This is a genomic window from Paenibacillus sp. FSL M7-1046, assembly GCF_038007405.1.
Taxonomy (GTDB): Bacteria; Bacillota; Bacilli; order Paenibacillales; family Paenibacillaceae; genus Paenibacillus_AQ.
In genome coordinates this window covers 2,508,170-2,526,459 of the sequence record NZ_JBBOXB010000001.1, presented here as the reverse complement: position 1 = coordinate 2,526,459, position 18,290 = coordinate 2,508,170, and the positions used below count along the sequence as shown (strand labels likewise).

The window sequence follows — 18,290 nt, the reverse complement described above, 5'->3', positions numbered from 1 at the left end:
TGATGATTGAACTATTTATATTATACAATTAGGGAGGATGTATACAAATAGGAGGAGAACAACTAATGAACAATACGAACCAGATGCCACAGACAGAAGTGATTACACCTAAAATTCTCTATTATGGAACTCCGGTCATTTTGCTAAATACATTAAATGAAGATGGAACAGTAAATATTAGTCCTATTTCTTCATCATGGGCATTGGGAGATTGTATTGTACTAGGGGTTGGAGTGGAGGGGAAAGCGCTTGAAAATTTAGAGCGGCTGCCTGAGTGTGTAATTAATATTCCTAGCCCTTCCCTTTGGGAGAATGTAGAACAATTAGCGCCTTATACCGGCAAAAATCCCGTTCCAAAACATAAGCAGAAATATGGATTTTCCTATCAAAAAGATAAATATGCTATAAGTGGATTGACTCCTGCCCAGTCTATAGCGGTACAACCTGCACGAATTATGGAATGCCCGCTACAAATTGAAGCTCGCGTAAAAAACATTCGAATTCCTGAGCATTCTCCGGACTTTGCTATTATTGAGACCCAAGCTGTGCATGTACATGCGCATAAAGAAATTATCCTTGAAGGAGATCATATCAATCCGCAAAAATGGAGTCCGTTAATCTATAATTTCCGTCATTATTTCGGCCTGGGTCATCAGCTCGGTAAAACCTTTCGGTCAGAAACATAAAGCGCAGACATTCCATAAAAAAGAAGACAGACTGCCAAGGGTATCCTTCGCAGTCTGTCTTTCTACCCTATTCCCTACGCTCACGGCTGCATCCCATCTTCGATCCGCTTCATGAAATCTTCAACGGCACTGTAGCCGAGCTGCTTCAGGTACCAATTGTTGGCGGCTGCCTCGATCAGACCGGCAACATCACGACCCGGCTGAAGCTGGACCTCGATATGCGGAATTTGGACACCAAGATATTCAGTGAACTTAGGTACCAGCTCCAGCTCATTATTCAGAGAATTTTCCCGCCATGGGGACAGCTCAATGTCGAGTACGATTCGCGTCTCGTCCTGAAAAGCCCTGCGCCCGTATTGGCGTACGACATTAATCAGCCCGATGCTCCGCAGCGCCAGGAACTCGCGTGTTGTCTCATTATGCGTCCCGAGCAGCGTAGCCGGCCCCAACTTCTTAAGCACCACTATATCGTCCGCCACGAAGCGGTGGCCTCTTCTAATAAGCGTGTGTGCGGTTTCGCTTTTGCCGATCCCGGACTTGCCCCTGAGCAGAATACCTATGCCCGATACGTTGACACATACGCCATGGATCGACAGCTCGGGCGCCAGTGTCTTCACCAGATAGCTGTCCAGCTTGGCGATGAACTCGGTTGTCGTATCTGCTGTCCGCAGCAGGGGAATGCCCTCCTGGTCGCAGAACAGGGTCAGATAAGGGATCTCCTGCTGGCCTGTCGTCACAATGAAACACGGCGGATGATATTTGACGATATTCCCGATATGCAGCCTGCGTTCTTCTACGCTTAGCGTCAATAAATAATTAATTTCCTTGCGCCCGAGCACTTGCACCCGCTCCATGGGAAAGAAATCAAAATACCCCACAAACTCAAGCCCCGGTCTATGCGTCCGCGGACGGGTAATTAAACGGTCCATACGGCTGGAACCCGCAAGCACCTCCAAATGAAACTTTTCCGTAAGGCTTTGAACGGTGATCGACTTCATATTGTTCTCCTCCTGCGGCTAGGGCGTATCTGGATACGCCTACTATTCAATAGTACGGTTTCGGATATATTCAACAGCCGAATGGTACTTTCCTGTATTAATCCCCTTAATATCTTGTAATCTTTCCATGCTGATTATATATTAAAATCAATATATAAGACTCTAGACCCACATAGATTCAAATTACTAATAATAGCAAGAGGGTGCACCTATTGGCTTTGGAGTCGTGGATTGATTTGATACTTTGCTTCATTTTATTTCTTTTGTTCGTATACATATTTGCTTCGGTCACGATTACAAATCTGCATAAAGTATATTTGGCATTTCATTTTTCCATGATGATATGGCCTTACTGCCAGTTCGCCATCAGATCCGCCCAGGACCCCATTTACCAATTGTTTTATGTGAAGCTTGCCTTTGTGGATGCTTCTCTGCTGACTGCCGGCTGGATCTTCTTCACCATTCTTATCTCGGGCCAATCGCAATTTCTCAAGCGGAAAATATTAATGCTCCTGTTCATCCCGGCAATCATCTCATCGCTCGGTGTGGTGCTGAATCCCAATGGCTGGTTTGTTCTCCCGGTAAACGGCGGATATGTCGAAAGAATCTATGGTCCTATTTTTTGGATCAATATTTCAATCCTCGTTATCCATGCCATCGTATCCCTATATATCATTTATGTAGCCCTGGTCTCCGATCAGGCGCCCCGGATTAAACACCAGGTCATGTACATGCTGAAAGGGATACTGGCAGTGACCGTATTTCTTATGCTCGATATCTTCCTGAATGTTGTACTAGATGATTATTTGCCCGTCATCCCGGGGTTCACCTCTTTGGGTATTGTGATCTCAGCTATTTTCTTTGTGATTACAATCCATCAGGATAAAGTGTTTGATATTGTGACCATCGCCCACCAGGATATTATAGATACGTTGGAGTATGGGATTCTAGTGCTTGATGATCATGAAAAGGTGGTGGAAATCAATCAGGCTCTGCACCCCCTCCTGCTAATGGAAGCCGGTGACCTGTTCGACATGTCCGGCATCTTGCCCGGCAGCACCGTAGAGAACGCAAACTTCCTGCTTCGTTACCGGGAATGTCCCGATGAGGTAGCTGAGATTGAGCTCTGGCAGCCTGACGTCCAGCTATATATCCACATTCATGCCGCGCCCATTATGGTTAATGCTGTCAGGGTGGGGCGGATCATCACGTTCCAGGATATGAGCGAACTTCGCCGTCTCATTGAGGAGACTAATCATCAGAACAGCATTCTGCAGGAAAGAAACGAATCTTTAATCAAGGTCCAGGAGGAGTTGTTTCAGACCAACCGCAAGCTTACGAAGATGGCGATCACCGACAGCTTGACAGGATGCTATAATCGTCACTATTTGACCCAACAGCTGGAGAGTGAAGTGACCAAGAACCGGGAATACCGAGCCCCTTCGACACTTATCCTGATAGATATTGATTTCTTTAAAGCGGTCAATGATCGTTACGGTCATTTGGCCGGAGATGCAGTGATTTGCGGTACGGTAGAGATCCTGCAGCAAACGCTTCGGCAAGATGACATCTTAGCCCGATATGGCGGAGAGGAATTCATTATTTATTTACCGGATACGGATGAGTCACAGGCACTGCTCCTGGCCGAACAGCTCAAAGCGAACATAGAATTCAATAAGATGAGTATCGAAAATGTAGACCAGCCTGTGTCGGTCACCATTAGTATGGGTCTTCTAAGTATCAATGATTTCACGGCCCGGCAGCCAAGGGATGCGGCTGCCTACTTAAGTGATTTGTTCAAATCGGTGGACGAAGCCTTATACGAAGCTAAAGATCAAGGCCGCAACCGGATTGTTTCCATTCGAGGATAAGAACTTATAGCCGGGATAGAGCCTTTACCCTACTGTATACAAAAAGTTGAACCGTACGAAACGGTTCAACTCAAGGATGGTTTATGGGGTTGTTTGCGGTTCTTTTTCACTTAGACCAAGTGTCTGCGTTAGGGAAGCCAGAATCTCCTGGAGCAATTCCGGGTTGTCCTCCAGTGAAACGCCGTAAGAAGGAATCATTTCTTTTATCTTCGGCTCCCATTGCTTGATATGCTGCGGGAAGCATTTCTCCAGTACTTCCAGCATCACGTGAACGGCAGTAGAAGCACCTGGAGAAGCGCCCAGCAGCGCAGCTACCGACCCATCGGCGGCACTCACTACTTCGGTACCAAATTGGAGCGTTCCTTTACCACCCTCCGTATCTTTGATCACCTGCACACGTTGGCCTGCTGCCACCATACTCCAGTCTGCACTTTTGGCGTTCGGAATAAACTCGCGTATTTCATCCATGCGTTGTTCATTCGATAACATCAGCTGCTGGATCAGGTATTTGGTCAAGGACATTTCTTTTACACCTGCCGCCAGCATGGTGAGGAGATTATTCGGTTTTACGGAACCGATCAAATCCAAATTCGAACCCGTTTTCAGGAACTTTGGCGAGAAGCCGGCAAACGGTCCGAACAGCAGTGCTTTTTGGTTGCCGATATACCGGGTATCGAGATGCGGGACAGACATTGGCGGAGCCCCAAGCTTGGCTTTACCGTATACTTTTGCATGATGCTGTGCGACCACTTCCGGATTGTGACAGACCATAAATAATCCGCTTACCGGAAATCCGCCAATATGTTTGGACTCTGGAATGCCGGTTTTTTGCAGTAAGGATAGGCTACCGCCTCCAGCCCCGATAAAGACGAATTTGGCGGTATGGTATTCGATTTTACCGTTATCCAGATTATGCACTTTAACTTTCCACATGCCGTCGCTGGTCCGTTTAATATCCTTGATCCCATGCTTATAGTTGATTTCGACGTTTTGGCTTTTTAGATGATCAAACAACAGGCGCGTCAAGGCGCCAAAGTTGACATCTGTTCCGGAGTCGATCTTGGTTGCAGCTACCGGTTCATTCGATGTACGGCCTTCCATCATCAGCGGAATCCATTCCTTCAGCTTCGCAGGATCATCGGAATACTCCATCCCTTGAAACAGAGGATTTTTTGATAGCGCTTTAAATCGCCTGTTCAAATAAGAGACATCCTTTTCCCCTTGCACCCAACTCATGTGCGGAAGCGGCATAATGAAGTCCTGCGGATGACGAATCAAGTTGCGTTCCACCAGATAAGACCAGAACTGTCTGGAAAGCTGGAACTGTTCATTGATTTTTACAGCTTTGCTGATATCTATGGATCCGTCGTACTTCTCGGAAGTATAGTTGAGCTCACACAGTGCCGCATGACCCGTACCCGCATTGTTCCATTCGTTAGAGCTTTCTTCTCCCGCGCCTGCAAGCTTCTCAAACACTTTAATTTCCCATTCCGGTGCTAACTCTTTCAGCAAAGCTCCCAAAGTCGCACTCATGACTCCGGCACCAATTAAGATAATGTCTGTTTTTTTCTGTTCGCTGCTCATAAAAAACCTTCCTTATCTCTTTTATATTTGCAAAAAAGAGCCAGACCGACTGCTTAGGGACTGTAAGAGGCAAGGCTCCACTCAGGAATACTATTAAAAACGTTATCGGCTGTTATCAGATAATTATATACAATTTGAAGCAAATAAAAAATCAAAAGTTTGCACAATCCGTATGACATTTATATGCAGATGTTTGATATGGGAATACCCGATTATTCGCTTTCGGCTTGACCCCTTACGTTTACACTTGTAAACTATAACTATCGTTTACAGACGTAAACAAAAATTATTGAAAAAAGGTGAAGACAATGCAGGAGTCCCCACGCATTACCGAGGCCGAAAGCGAAGTGATGAAGCTCCTCTGGCAAAAAGAGCCTTTGTCTGCTAATGAGATTATTTCCAAGCTGACGCAGCAGATGCAGTGGTCGGATCAGACGATTAAAACCTTTCTGAACCGGCTGCACAAGAAAAAGGCTATTGCATTCGAGAAGTCCGGCCGGAACTATCTCTACTACCCGCTGGTTTCACACGATGAATACTTAAAAACCGAAAATCGTTCTTTCCTGGACAGGGTTTATAAAGGGGCCGTCGGTATGTTATGCGCGAAATTTCTCGAAGAAGAGAACCTCTCGGAGAAAGAAATTGAGGAGCTTCAACAACTTTTGGAGAAAAAGAAGAACTCATGAAATCATTCGACACCCTTTTCCTCCTCTTCCTGGCCGCGTCCCTGGCTTCAACGGTCATCCTGCTATTGTTGCTCTTGACCCGGAAGCTGTTCCTCAAGCGCCTTAGCCCTAGAACCCTGCATGCATTGTGGTTTATCGTTTTGATTAAGCTGCTGGTTCCCTTCGCTCCGCAAAGCCCTGTCAGCCTATTCAATCTAATACCGCAAGCGTTGCCTGTGGAATGGAGTCTGGATCAAAAGAATACCCTACCGATGCTTTCTTCCGAATCCGACTCCAGTACGAAGGTGACAGTAACGGATAGTGGAGAAAAAACCGTGCGTCCAGACACTGCCCCGATCCGTTCGGGAGAACAAGGTTCGTCTATTGCACAGCCGTCTCCTCAAGAGAACATCTCTGAGAAAGTTCGCGATGGGCTGAGCGGGTTAGCAGTAAGCACGCTGGTTTGGCTTGGAGGACTCCTTTTTTTCGCTTCATACTCCCTGTTCTTCACGCTCAAATTCAGAAGCAGGGTCGGAACCTCCCGCCAGTCGGACAACCCGGAGGTGCTCTCCGTTCTCGCGGCGTGCCTAGAGAAATTAGGCATCCGCCAAACTATTCCCGTCTATGAAACGAGCAGTCTTCGCAGCCCGTGTCTCTATGGTTTAATGAAGCCCAGAATTTATTTGCTCGAAGATATCGTCGCGATTGCCGATACAAGGCAGCTCACACATATTCTGCTGCATGAGCTGACCCACTATCAACGCAAAGACTTATGGTTCAATTCCCTGTGGACGTTAGCAGTCTGGCTCCATTGGTACAATCCGCTGGTTTGGCTGGCCATGAAAAAAATGAATGCCGATCGGGAGGCCGCCTGCGATGCAGGCGTGCTCGAGGTGCTGGGTGAAAAGGAAGCTTCGTCATACGGTATGACCCTTCTTATGCTATCGCGCTTATTTTCCAGAACCTCTGCCCCGCGGGTCAATCTTTCGCATTTCTTTGAGCACCAGAATGAAACGAAACGGAGAGTGACGATGATCGCCAAGTTCAAAAAAGGTTCGTACAAGCTATCCGCCGCCGCTATTCTCTTGGTTCTTGCCTTGAGCATCGTCTTGCTCACCAATGGAGCACAAGATGCAAATGGCACCCGGCCGGATGTGAATACCCATGCAACAGACTCCCAGAAGCAAACTGTTTCTTCATTCAGGATCGTCAGACCGATTGACTCGTTCAAATGGTTTAACCGTCTAGACCGGGCGATCGTTTTTTCCAAATTCGACTTTAAAGTACCTGACTATCTGCCCGAAGGTTATCAGCTTGAGAATGTGGCATTGAATAAGCTATTCTCCAAAGCGAACGAAGTTGACCTCATTGATACAGTAACCATTACTTATGTATCCCATTTCGGACAAGAAGACGAGAAGCGGTTCGAGATGCTCGCCTCCAAGGGCAAGGGCAATATGCTGGAGCACAATTTATTGTGGGGCGCTCCATATTCCCAAGAGGCCACAGCCTCTCCTTCTTACCGGCAGGATGTGGTTGAGATGGGCAATATCCAAGGCACTCTATTCACGGCAAAACGAGTCAACGGGCGTAAGCCGGGGACGGGTATAAGCTACATCTGGCAAGACAAGGATATAGCATATGCGGTCAATTCCTATAGCCAGTTCACACAAGAGGAGCTATCGAAAATCGTGCAATCCTTTGTTTCCCCGCAGCAGGCCCAGCATGTCCGCTACGATGGGGAGGGAAATTCTTTTCCTCTGTACGACGAAAAAGATTTGCTCGAAGCGAAGAATATTCTCGGCTTTAACGTGAAGTTCCCGTTCGGCTTGCCTGACACCCAGCTTACGCTGGCCGACTCGGTATTGCTGAAAGCCGGAGACCAGAATACAGGGTTCTCGTTCAAACAGACCTCGGATGCCCTGTGGAATGACTATCGGGCACCTTACGATTCCAAAATCTATGATATGAACGATGTACTTTCGCTTTATCAGAGCAAAGCTCCACTGTTCAATGCGTCCAAGCTCTCGTTCATTCGGAAACTGGAGATTAACGGCATCGAAATTTCAGCTTATGCTGATAACGCTCACGTTTACTCTGGCCCTTTCTATGCTGGCAGCGGCTCAGACAAAACAAAGATAAAAACTCAAACTTATTACTTCTGGGAGCAGAACGGTCTTTACTATGCTGCCAACTTCCTGGGTATGGATAAAGACCAGGAACTAAATCTGAAGGCTTTAGTTCTCGCTCCTGTTCACTAGTTCTGTGGGGCAAAGAAGAACTCGGCCTACAAATGATACGCTTCACCGCGCTAGCCTAAGCGACAAGTTTTAGGGCCATCCCTTGCGGAATGGCCCTTTGCTAGATAGTAGCACGTTACATCAAGTGCATTTTACTTTAATGTTTAACAGTCGGGTTTTTGTAATCATCCCCGCACTTTCTAGCGTCCATTTTGACGCCTCGTTATAATACCAGCATCCACAAATCGGCGTTAATTCGTGGTTATAACACCATTTTTTCAAATTGAGAATAATGGTCCTCCCAATTCCCTGCTTGCGATACGCCTCATTCGTAAACATGCCTATACTCGCCAATCCATTAAACATTTTACTCTTTTCAAGAACTCCTATTCCAAGCAAGACAGAACCCCGATAGTACGAGAAGAGTTCTCCATTCGCAATCCTTTTTTCATAATGATCAAGAAAATCCCCGCACATCTGTTGTATGGGTAAGAGATCATCTAATGTTGCGGGAACAACTATGTCGTCTTTTAGTGAATTATTCTCCGGTATATTTAAATGACTATCTTGAAAAAAATAAGCTTGCTTGGTGATGTGAAGGTCTTTATCTAAAGCTAAGCTTACAAATAGCTCATCACAGGTCGGTACAAATAGAGACTTCACGTCATGATTCTCAATCACTTGTCTAAAAAGCTCTTGGGCATGCCTTAGATACGATGGCTGGATGTAAAATTGAGTTAGTAACTGATCCTGATAGATCGCATAATAGCCGACTTCATTTAATTCATCAAGGATCACATAAAAAGTTGATGTTAGAATATGTTCCTCCAAGAAGGAATCAAATGGCGATGACAATGTATGGATATAATCTTGAATGAGATGCTGTACCTCGTTTATCAGGCACTTTTTAAAAAGCAATTGAATCATCCTTCCGTACTAGAGATAGACCTTCATTAATCATAGTATCAAATCGGGTTCCTTATCACTGGCGAGTATCGTTATAATTATAAGAGGAGGATATAGAATGTGGATTTTTATTGTTGTTTTCACGGTCATTGGAATCATATCTCTAATTAGTCCGAGAGCTTCTTGGTATTTGTCAAACTGGTGGCGTTATGAAGGAGAGACAGAGCCAAGTAGCTTTTCCTTGTTGTTATATCGGATTGGCGGAGAGCAAGAACATCAGAAAAAGACGACATTCATTCGCAGCTTGGCGAATGAATGTCGTCAGTTACTCTATTAATTCAATATGTGATTTCAAGTCTAGTTGCAACGAATTTACAGAATACCAATTCCTGAATCCAATTCCAATCGCACTTAAATCGGAAAGCATATTTGTTCTGTAAACTTCTACAATGGATGTATCTTGATCAGCAACAGAAAATACATAATCTCCATTATTCTCAAGTCTCACTTGTAATATCTCAACATTCCGAGCTACATTATAACTAAATATCGGATCAATAGATTTGGATAAAACAACTTTTTCATTGTTAAAAATACCCCAAATATATGTCTCACCAAGTTTTGTTCTAAAGATAATACCCGCTTGATATGCAGACACTTTAGGTTCTTGTGCAATAGAAATCTGTACATTATATATAAAATTTTGATTAGGCTTTATATGATACATAAATTTAGGAGAATTATTGTAATCATATTCTTTATCAGTTTGAATGCAAAACTTAATAATATCTTCGTCAGACTGTATAATACCTTCTTCATTATTTTCTGCGTTCCATTTCATTTCAGGCATTTCATTCTGTTGTATTCCCCGTAATGAATAAAGCATAATTAAAACTTCTTCTAAATAAGTTTTTAAGGAATTCTCTAATATTATTGCTTTTTCTGAGTTCACTTGTACACTAAAGGATCGGTTTTCTGTAATTAAGCTTTTTAAATAAACCGAAATAACTGTTTTCCATTCTCTAATAAGTTGTGCCGATGTCTCCTCTATTTTTTCTATTAAGGTACTATTTACTGAAAAACGCTTAAATTGTATCACTAATTCTGCGTTAAGGACTTCCTTTGATTTAACCATTCCTAATAACTTGGTGCCAATGTATTCAGTAGTTATTCCGCTGTTGTTCTCTTGGTGCTGTTCCATTGCTATAATCTCATTATTTATCGGTGCATTTAGGATCTCGTTTATACAGGTAATAAGTAATTCTGATTCCAGGGGTTCTATATGTAAGCTTTCAATTGAAAAAAAGCATTCTGTATTATATGTTTCATGAGAGGATGTCGCCAAACTTTCTAACATTTCCGTAGTGATAACAAATTCATCATATTTATAACCTTCATTTTTCTTTTGTGCACTGTCCATAATATAATAAACCCCTGTTGTGGCATTGTACCCTTTAATTAAAAATAAATGCATCCAATCTGATACATTATAATGATGACTGTAATAGAGCGTTTTCAAGTTGCCGAAGACTAGAACTGGTCTTTGGAGAGTTATTTGTTCCCTAATAATCGTATGTATATCTTTGCACAGGGGGAAATAATGTAACTTTAGACCTAAAAGACTCATAACTTCTTCAGTGTTCTTACAAAACTGGTTAAAATCAATTTTTAAATTCGAACTATGATATAACTCAAAACATTTCTGAAGAATTAGATAATAGTTTGAAAAGTAACTCCTTTTCCCCTCTGCAACAATTAATAACGTTTTTTCTAGACAATTCACCTGATCAAGTAAATAATTATCTTTGTTTGGATGAATAAAAGGTAAAATTAAAGTCATACTCATAATCTCCAATCTGATTAGAATAATGAGCCACTTCTGTTAATTAAAAACACAGTTACACAAATCTTCAACGGTTTCAAAGATTATAATATCTAAATCTTCATCATACAGTTCCCCCTACTCAATTCAGGAAATCGTTTGCACAACTTTACAATAGCATACCATTTATATGACCATATGGGAATAAAATACTAGTAAAAAGCTGCTGCGAATGAAGGGATTAAGGAAAGTGCTATTTTAATGATCAGGCTGCTCAGGGAGCATGGATACCACCAGCCTTTGGTTTGATACTTTAATTATACCAAGTGGAAACGGCTTCGCCGTCCTCGAAAGGACGGTATCCGTTTCAGCGAGAAATAGAAGGATAATTTATAGCGTGAAACATATAAATTCTTATCTTTCGAAAAAAAAGACATTCTCCTTAGAAAAATGAGGAGAATGTCTTTTTGAGATCTTAATGGACTTTTTCAGTGACCTCCCTTTGGGGCGGAGGTTTTGTTCATTAGAGCTGTTTACTTGTTTGCCAAGAAAGCATCAATTTGAGCTTGCAGTTCAGCTTGGATTTTATCAATGCCAGCTGATTTCAGTTGCTTGTTCAGCTCTGCAAGGCCTTTGTCGATATCATCAATTACGCCGTACTCAAGCGGAACCGCATAGCGGAGCATCACATTGCCTATGTTGGCGATTTGCGTTTTCACTTTGCTGTTGTCGAATACAAACGTTTCAAGCGGATAATGATAGACGTCCTTTGCTTCCCAGCCATTCACCAGATCGGAAATTTCTTGCGGGAAGGCTTCATTGTCACGGTTGAGCGGCGAGTTGAAGCTCCAGTTCGAGAAGCCGGTAAAGTTCGCATTTTTAGTGGTTGCTTTATATTTGTCGTCGCCCACCGCTTCATAGTGTACACCGCTTACGCCGTACATCATCAGATCATGCAGTTCTTTATCATTTTGCATCAGATCGATTAACATCAGGGAACGTTCCGGATTCTCGGAAGTTGCATGGACCGACGTACCGTTTTGTGTAGAAATAGCTACCGATTTTTTCTTGCCTTGGTTGATGTCGGCCAGTGCTACTTCATAAGGAGAATTTTCTTGGCGCATTAAAGCCATGAGGGCTCCAAGCGTTCCGTTGTTGTGCGTAATTGATGCCGTTTTGCCTGCTTTAAAATCCGCCTGATGATCGTTTTTGCTGTTCAGAACGTTCTTCGACCATGCATTGTTATCGGCAAGATCCTTGTAATACACGAGCAGATCTTTGAACTCTTGCGTTTCATATACGTTAAAGATTTGCCCTTTTTCATCCGTCAATTTAAAGGCAAACGGAAGGTCGAGATCAAACATATTCCATTCATTTTGCTGTTTCAGCAAGACGCGGTCCAAATTGTGAAATTTCCAGTCCCCTGTTTCCGGAGTGAAAGGCGATACGCCCTTCTCGTTTTGTGCTATCGCTTTCAAATAAGTAGCATAGGTTTCCGGGCTGTTGATTTCTGGAAGATTATGTTTCTTACGCAAATCTTCACGATACAAAATCAGCTTTTCGACCGACTCCCCTCTGTTTTGCGGAACCATGTACAGTTTTCCGTTTACTTTCGCCTGATCCCAGCTCACATCAGACATGGCAGCCATCGTTTGCGGCATATATTTGGTAAGCAGCTCATCAGTCAATTCCAGGAAGCCGCCTTTCAGCGCCTGATCATTGTAGCCGGCCCAGTTTGCTGAATAGATGAGGTCAAAATCTTCATCTGCCGCCAGCTTCAGTGGATACTTTTGCGCCCAGTCAGACCAGTCCAGGAATTCACCTTCGACCGTGGCATTGATTTTTTCTTTCAGCTTTTTATTAATCTCAGCAAAAACGATATCATAGTCTACAGGTTTGGGACCTACAAAAATCATTTTCAGCTTCACTTCTTTGGAGGTATCAATGGCGCCTGAGGTGTCTGAGCTGCCTGTCGTATCGCTTCCTGGCTCTGCTGACTCTGATGCATTGTTAGTAGCCTGAGCAGGTGCATTGGCATTGTTCTTTCCGCCGCCGCATGCACTCAAAATCATTACGAAGGTTAAAACGAGCGCCAACATGATCAATCTATTTTTCTTCAGCATTTCAAACCTTCCCCCTCATGTTTAAATATATTGATTAACCGGATTTCCCCGGGTTCACCCTTTCACAGCACCAATCGTCAAGCCTTGGACGAAGTACTTCTGTACGAACGGATAAGCTAGCAGAATTGGACCGGTTGCTACGACCGTCATCGCCATCTTCAAGCCTTCGGTCGGAATCGAAGTGGTAACGACGGCTCCCGCACCCATCATAGCTTTTCGCATGCCATCCATATTGCCAAGCATTTTATATAAATAATATTGGAGCGGCATCAGGTTTTCATTGGATATAAATAGCAGCGCATTGTACCAGTCGTTCCAATAGGCAAGTGCAAGGAACAATCCGATTGTAGCAAGCGCCGGTTTTGAGAGCGGCAGGATTAGACGAGCATAGATCTTGAAGTCGCCTGCGCCGTCAATTTTGGCCGATTCTACAATCGCTTCCGGAATGCTGCCCATAAAAGACTTCATGACAATGATATAGAAGACGTTGAGCATCATTGGAATCACTAAGGCCGCCAGAGTATCCTTCATATCCAGGTAGTTGACCATAAGCAGATACCATGGGACCAGCCCGCCACTAAACAAAGTTGTAAAGAAAAAGAAGAAGGAAAATTTGTTGCGCCACTTGAAATCTTTTCTGGACAGCGCATAAGCGGTCATCGAGGTCAGAAACAAGCCCAACAGCGTGCCTATTATCGTAACCCCTATCGTTACCAAGTAGGCCTGAATCATTTGCTCGGGATACTTAAACAAAATGCTGTAGGCTTCCGTAGAAAATGCAGTCGGTATAAATTGATAGCCTTCCGTTATGATTTTATTTTCTTCCGTAAAGGATGACGATACGACAAGCACAAAGGGAAGAATACATAGAATCGCGAGAAAAATCAGGGATACATAACCAATACCTGAGAATATTTTACGATCGAGCTGCTTCATATCGTTACCTCCATTTTGAAAAACTAAACTCCTTATGCGCTTAGAACAGGGCGCGGTCTTTGTCGTATTTACGGACAGCAAAGTTCACGGTCATGATCGTCACGAATCCAAGAACGGATTGGAAAACGCCAGCCGCAGCCGACATGCCGATGTCATTCGAAGTAATCAGCGATCTGAAAACGAAAGTGTCGATAACATCTGTCGAAGAGAACAACAAACCGTTGTTGCCGATCATGTTATAGAACATCCCGAAGTCACCGCGGAAGATATTCCCGACCGCCAGCAGCACCAGAATAATAATCGTCGGATAAAGATTGGGAATCGTCACTTTCATGATCCGCTGAAAAATGTTGGCGCCATCGATTTCAGCCGCTTCGTACATCTCGGTATCTATGCCCGTAATCGCGGCCAGGTACATCACCGTTCCGTATCCAAGACCTTTCCAGGCGGAAACGAGAACCAGGATATACGGCCAATAGGAAGGTGTATTGTAAATATCGACAGGCTCCAGTCCTAAGCCTCTAAGCAGAGCATTCACAGTGCCGATATCATAGTTGAGCAGGTTATAGGCAATCGCCCCGACAACGACCCATGAAATAAAGTAAGGAAGAAACAGCGCCGATTGTGTAATTTTCCGGAACCATTTGCCGCCGACCTCAAACAACATGATTGCTGCAAATATTTGCAACGAGTTGTTCACGATAATAAACGCAATGTTATACAATGCTGTATTTCGTGTGACCCGCCAGGCATCTCCCGATTCAAAGAAAAAGCGGAAGTTGTCGAGTCCGTTCCAGGCACTCCCAAAAATACCGCCGGCGTAATCATAATGCTTGAAGGCAATAATGATGCCTGCCATCGGGATATAGGCAAACAGGAGAAAAAATGCAACCGCTGGTGCCAGCATCAATAAGAGAACCCTATAGTTTTTCAAATCACTCCAAAATGTATGCCCTTTCATCTTTGCACCCCTCTCTTCTCTATATCTCTGATTATAATAGGGCGGGTGCGGTGACATAATTCAGCGAAACAACTAAACCTAATACTAATTCAACGATTCGACAAAAAATAAGCCCCTGTCCCGTCCGGAACAAGAGCCTCACGAATAGATTCAAATTTTGTTTCTCTTCCGGTACTCGCCGGGCGACATGCCCATGTACTGCTTGAACTGCCTATTGAAATAAATAATATTTTTATATCCGGCTTGCTCCGCAATTTCATATATTTTCTTAGTCGGATCTCCCAGCAGCTCGCATACCCGCTTCATTCGCAATTCACCCAGGAAATCGCTGAATAGACTGTTGGTTTCGACTTTAAACAGATGACCCAGATAGTTGGGCGTAAAATCGAAATGAGCGGCAACTTCGTTCAGCGTTACTTTTTGCTCCAATCTTCCTTTCACATATTCCGTAATTTCATCAATTAGCTTCCGCTTTTGTCTTTGCCGCTTCAAATACAGCAGCTCCGACAGTTCAAAGAACCTTCTTCTCAGCCACGAAAGGATATCATGCACCGTTTCGAACTGAAAGAGCACAAAAGGATGATGGGAATCCCAATTCAAAATCTCGTACAAATGCTCATCCATTTGCCGCAGATCGGCATGAAGCTTGGAGGTAATCCGAATGATGATGTCGTAAATGTCGTTTTTCTGGGAGATCGGGCTGTCTCCGGCAAACAGCTGCAGCAAGCAATCGTCAATGGTTGTAAGGTCGTAGTCGAGCATAGCCTTAAGCATCCGGTCAACAATAACCTCTACATCCGCAGCGATCTTTTCCTTTGGGTGCCACTCGGAGGCGTCTTGGATGAGCCTGTTTTTGCCGACAATCCATTTGATGCTTAAAGCGGCCTGAGCCTGCCGGTAGGACTTATGCAGCTTGTCGAGTTCGGTTGTGTACATCCCCCGGCCGATAGTAATGGAAAAGGAAAATTCCTGATAAAACGCCCGAATCAGCTCTTCCATCAAAGCGGTGAAATATTGTTCCTGAACTGCAGCCAAGATCACAAAGTGATAGTCATAGGTGGTGATGACCATGCCTAAATTTTGATCGTGAGCGAACTTCCGGATGAAATGATTAGCGCTGCTGCTCCATACACTCCGCTTCTCTTCAGTCCATGACTCTATTTTCCACGCCATGTCGTCGATCTCAACGATGGCTACCGCGGACGCATCTTGTAAATAGGGCACAAGAAAACTCTGAATATGCGTCTCGACCTGACCCGGAGTGGCCTCGTTAAACCAGCGCAGCAGCAGTTCCTGATTCACAAGCGTCAGTGTCTCCGACAAGGAAATATGCTGCTTCCGCTCTTTCTCAATCTTGGCGCAGAGTCCGCTCAGCATATGGTTTAGCTCGTCGTCATCGACGGGCTTAAGCAAATAACCGGATGCGCTCAATTGAATCGCTTCTTTGGCATAGCTGAAATCCTGATGCCCGCTAATAAAAACAATATGGACCTCGGGGTTGATCTCCTTCGCTTTCCGCGCAAATTCCATTCCTGACATGATGGGCATACGGATATCGGAGAGAATGATGTCAACAGGATACTGCTCCATCACTTTGAGAGCGGCAAACCCGCTCGTGGCCGTTCTAACATTATGCAAAGGCAAATGCTCATTGCCCGCCACACGCCGTCTGAGCCATTCCAAATCAACCACTTCGTCATCCACCAGCAGAACGTTAATCTCCATCGCCATATCCCCCTACTCCCCCAAATCTTCCCGGATTTCCGCATTATCCACCGGTAAAATAATTTGAACTGTCGTTCCCGCCCCAAAATGGCTGCCAATCTGAATGCCGAAATCATTGCCGTATCTCAGTTTAATTCGTTCTTCCACGTTTCTCAGACCATAGCTGTCAGAATGAAGCGGGTTCGACCGCATTGTTCTAAGGGTATCCGGCCGCATACCGATCCCGTTATCAATGACCTTAAGTTCAATCCGGTCGCCAAGCCGCTTTCCGGTAATACGGATCGCAATCGTCTCACCGAACCAGGCGTGCTTGAATATATTCTCGACAAACGGCTGCAAAATCAGCTTAATAATGGGAATCTGTAAAATTTCCGGATCGATATCATAATATACCTTGAAGGCATCCGCATACTTTACTCTCTGGATTTCAAGATAGGTCCTTACCTGCTCCAACTCCTTTTCCAGAGAGATATACACATGCCCTTCGTTTAAGGTGAGCCGATAAAATTTGGAAAGGCCTTGTACCATCCTTGTAACCTTCTCAACTTCCCCCAAATTGGCCAAACTGCCAATCGTCGACAGTGTATTGTACAAAAAATGCGGACTGATTTGGGCTTGCAGCACATCCAGCTCAGCTTGTTTTTTCTGGATGCCCTGCTCGTAGACGTCGCGGATCAGTTCCTGGATGCTCGTGGCCATTTGATTAAAGCTATTGGCAATGTAGACAAATTCATCATTTCCTGAAAACCCGATTCTTTTGTAAAAATTCCCTTCCTGAAACGACTGGACCAAATATACGATCCGTTTAATTTTTTTGCCGGAGATTCGGGCAACCAGGAAGCCGATAACAGCCATAACCAAAAAGCTGATGGAACAGACAGTGCCAATCACCTTCTGCATTCTGCTGGCGTCTTTGTTCAAATAAGTGTGCGGTACCCTTGCCTCGATGGCATATCCCGGTATCGGAACATCTTCGCTAATAATCAAATAAGAGTCTTGCTTCGCATGTTCATCTACAATACCCTGTTCATATATAGTTGATCCTTGTGTCCTATCCATTAAACGAAGGTCAAGCCCCTGTTCAATCGGAAAGGTATCGAAATTGCCAAAAAGCTCGTCAATTCTCGCCGTGACACGAATATAACCGATAATGGCCGGACCATTTGAAGAAACGAGCTTGCGGACATACGAAATGTTGCCCAGCTCGCGATCGGTGTCTGCCTGAAGCCACAGGCTGTCTTTGCTATCCGTGACGATCGACTGAAACCACTCCGTATTTTCGATCGTCCGGTAAGGAAGAACATAATAATCGCTTCTACCAATCGGCATCGACATATCGTCACCGGTAATTTCAAGCATCGTCTCATTCACGGTATAGAGCGCAAGTCTCAGCTTGTTCCCGTACAATTGCAGAGGGGCCTTCATATAAGGAACGATGTCGTCTCTCATCTTAAGCATGTTATCCAAAGGCTCCCCCCTAAACTGAAGAGCATTCTGAAAGTTGAAATTGAGAAACAGCGAATTGCTCATTCGTTTGATTTCATCCGTCTGGTATTCGATGTTGTTCCTTGTCTGCTTCAGAGCGGTCCTGATATTCGTTTCCGCCATCTCTGTCCTGGATTGAATGAGCATCGTATATGCGATATAGCCGACCAGTATATCTGTCAGCAATACAAGAATGAGATACGGAATCATCATCTTGTAGGTGAACGGAATATACTTTTTCCTGAACCAGAACCTCTCCATGGGCATGCTCCCTTGTAACCGTGTCAA

The 18,290-nt window shown here is 44.3% G+C and carries 14 protein-coding genes; 5 read left to right on the top strand and 9 right to left on the bottom strand.

All coding sequences use genetic code 11. From position 1 onward, the window contains the following. The first annotated feature begins 65 nt into the window (after positions 1 to 65). The gene (locus tag NYE29_RS11005) at positions 66 to 686 is read left to right on the top strand and encodes a flavin reductase family protein (RefSeq protein ID WP_340895961.1); all 621 of its coding nucleotides are present in this window, start codon (positions 66 to 68) and stop codon (positions 684 to 686) included. An 80-nt stretch (positions 687 to 766) separates the two neighbouring features. Here the strand turns inward: NYE29_RS11005 and hprK are convergent, their stop codons facing one another. Then, positions 767 to 1,684 (bottom strand): HPr(Ser) kinase/phosphatase, encoded by a 918-nt coding sequence (hprK, locus tag NYE29_RS11000; RefSeq protein ID WP_340895960.1) that lies wholly within the window; start codon positions 1,682 to 1,684, stop codon positions 767 to 769. 203 nt (positions 1,685 to 1,887) lie between these two features. Between hprK and NYE29_RS10995 the strand changes: the two genes are divergently transcribed. Then, positions 1,888 to 3,555 (top strand): histidine kinase N-terminal 7TM domain-containing diguanylate cyclase, encoded by a 1,668-nt coding sequence (locus tag NYE29_RS10995; RefSeq protein ID WP_340895959.1) that lies wholly within the window; start codon positions 1,888 to 1,890, stop codon positions 3,553 to 3,555. An 81-nt stretch (positions 3,556 to 3,636) separates the two neighbouring features. Here NYE29_RS10995 and NYE29_RS10990 read toward each other — a convergent pair whose 3' ends face one another. Next, on the bottom strand, positions 3,637 to 5,139 hold the full coding sequence (locus tag NYE29_RS10990; protein ID WP_076114518.1) for a malate:quinone oxidoreductase: 1,503 nt from the start codon (positions 5,137 to 5,139) through the stop codon (positions 3,637 to 3,639). A gap of 308 nt (positions 5,140 to 5,447) precedes the next feature. On the opposite strand from NYE29_RS10990, the gene NYE29_RS10985 reads away from it, so the two are divergent. Together NYE29_RS10985 and NYE29_RS10980 are read left to right on the top strand one after the other, a co-directional pair. After that, complete coding sequence (locus NYE29_RS10985) at positions 5,448 to 5,825, top strand: BlaI/MecI/CopY family transcriptional regulator (RefSeq protein WP_038598023.1); 378 nt, start codon at positions 5,448 to 5,450, stop codon at positions 5,823 to 5,825. After that, entirely contained in the window at positions 5,822 to 8,065 is a 2,244-nt protein-coding gene (locus NYE29_RS10980) for a M56 family metallopeptidase (protein WP_340895957.1), read from the top strand. The genes NYE29_RS10985 and NYE29_RS10980 overlap by 4 nt, the downstream gene beginning before the upstream one ends. Before the next feature lie 120 nt (positions 8,066 to 8,185). Here the strand turns inward: NYE29_RS10980 and NYE29_RS10975 are convergent, their stop codons facing one another. Then, positions 8,186 to 8,971: a GNAT family N-acetyltransferase gene (locus tag NYE29_RS10975; RefSeq protein ID WP_340895956.1), complete on the bottom strand. Its 786-nt coding sequence runs from the start codon at positions 8,969 to 8,971 to the stop codon at positions 8,186 to 8,188. 97 nt (positions 8,972 to 9,068) lie between these two features. Between NYE29_RS10975 and NYE29_RS10970 the strand changes: the two genes are divergently transcribed. Next, on the top strand, positions 9,069 to 9,287 hold the full coding sequence (locus NYE29_RS10970; protein WP_340895955.1) for a DUF6199 family natural product biosynthesis protein: 219 nt from the start codon (positions 9,069 to 9,071) through the stop codon (positions 9,285 to 9,287). On the opposite strand, the gene NYE29_RS10965 is transcribed toward NYE29_RS10970, so the two are convergent. The 6 genes from NYE29_RS10965 to NYE29_RS10940 form a co-directional block, all read right to left on the bottom strand. Continuing rightward, on the bottom strand, positions 9,276 to 10,790 hold the full coding sequence (locus NYE29_RS10965; protein ID WP_340895953.1) for a hypothetical protein: 1,515 nt from the start codon (positions 10,788 to 10,790) through the stop codon (positions 9,276 to 9,278). The two genes, NYE29_RS10970 and NYE29_RS10965, sit on opposite strands and share 12 nt — an antisense overlap. A 515-nt stretch (positions 10,791 to 11,305) precedes the next feature. Continuing rightward, on the bottom strand, positions 11,306 to 12,895 hold the full coding sequence (locus NYE29_RS10960) for an ABC transporter substrate-binding protein (protein WP_340895952.1): 1,590 nt from the start codon (positions 12,893 to 12,895) through the stop codon (positions 11,306 to 11,308). A 54-nt stretch (positions 12,896 to 12,949) separates the two neighbouring features. After that, positions 12,950 to 13,831: a carbohydrate ABC transporter permease gene (locus tag NYE29_RS10955; protein WP_076113751.1), complete on the bottom strand. Its 882-nt coding sequence runs from the start codon at positions 13,829 to 13,831 to the stop codon at positions 12,950 to 12,952. A 40-nt stretch (positions 13,832 to 13,871) separates the two neighbouring features. After that, complete coding sequence (locus NYE29_RS10950; protein WP_038598029.1) at positions 13,872 to 14,792, bottom strand: ABC transporter permease; 921 nt, start codon at positions 14,790 to 14,792, stop codon at positions 13,872 to 13,874. 150 nt (positions 14,793 to 14,942) lie between these two features. Beyond that, positions 14,943 to 16,517 carry a response regulator gene (locus tag NYE29_RS10945; RefSeq protein WP_340895950.1) on the bottom strand — a complete coding sequence of 525 codons (1,575 nt, stop codon included), beginning with the start codon at positions 16,515 to 16,517 and terminating at the stop codon, positions 14,943 to 14,945. A 12-nt stretch (positions 16,518 to 16,529) separates the two neighbouring features. Then, complete coding sequence (locus NYE29_RS10940) at positions 16,530 to 18,263, bottom strand: cache domain-containing sensor histidine kinase (RefSeq protein ID WP_076113753.1); 1,734 nt, start codon at positions 18,261 to 18,263, stop codon at positions 16,530 to 16,532. Positions 18,264 to 18,290 lie beyond the last annotated feature (27 nt).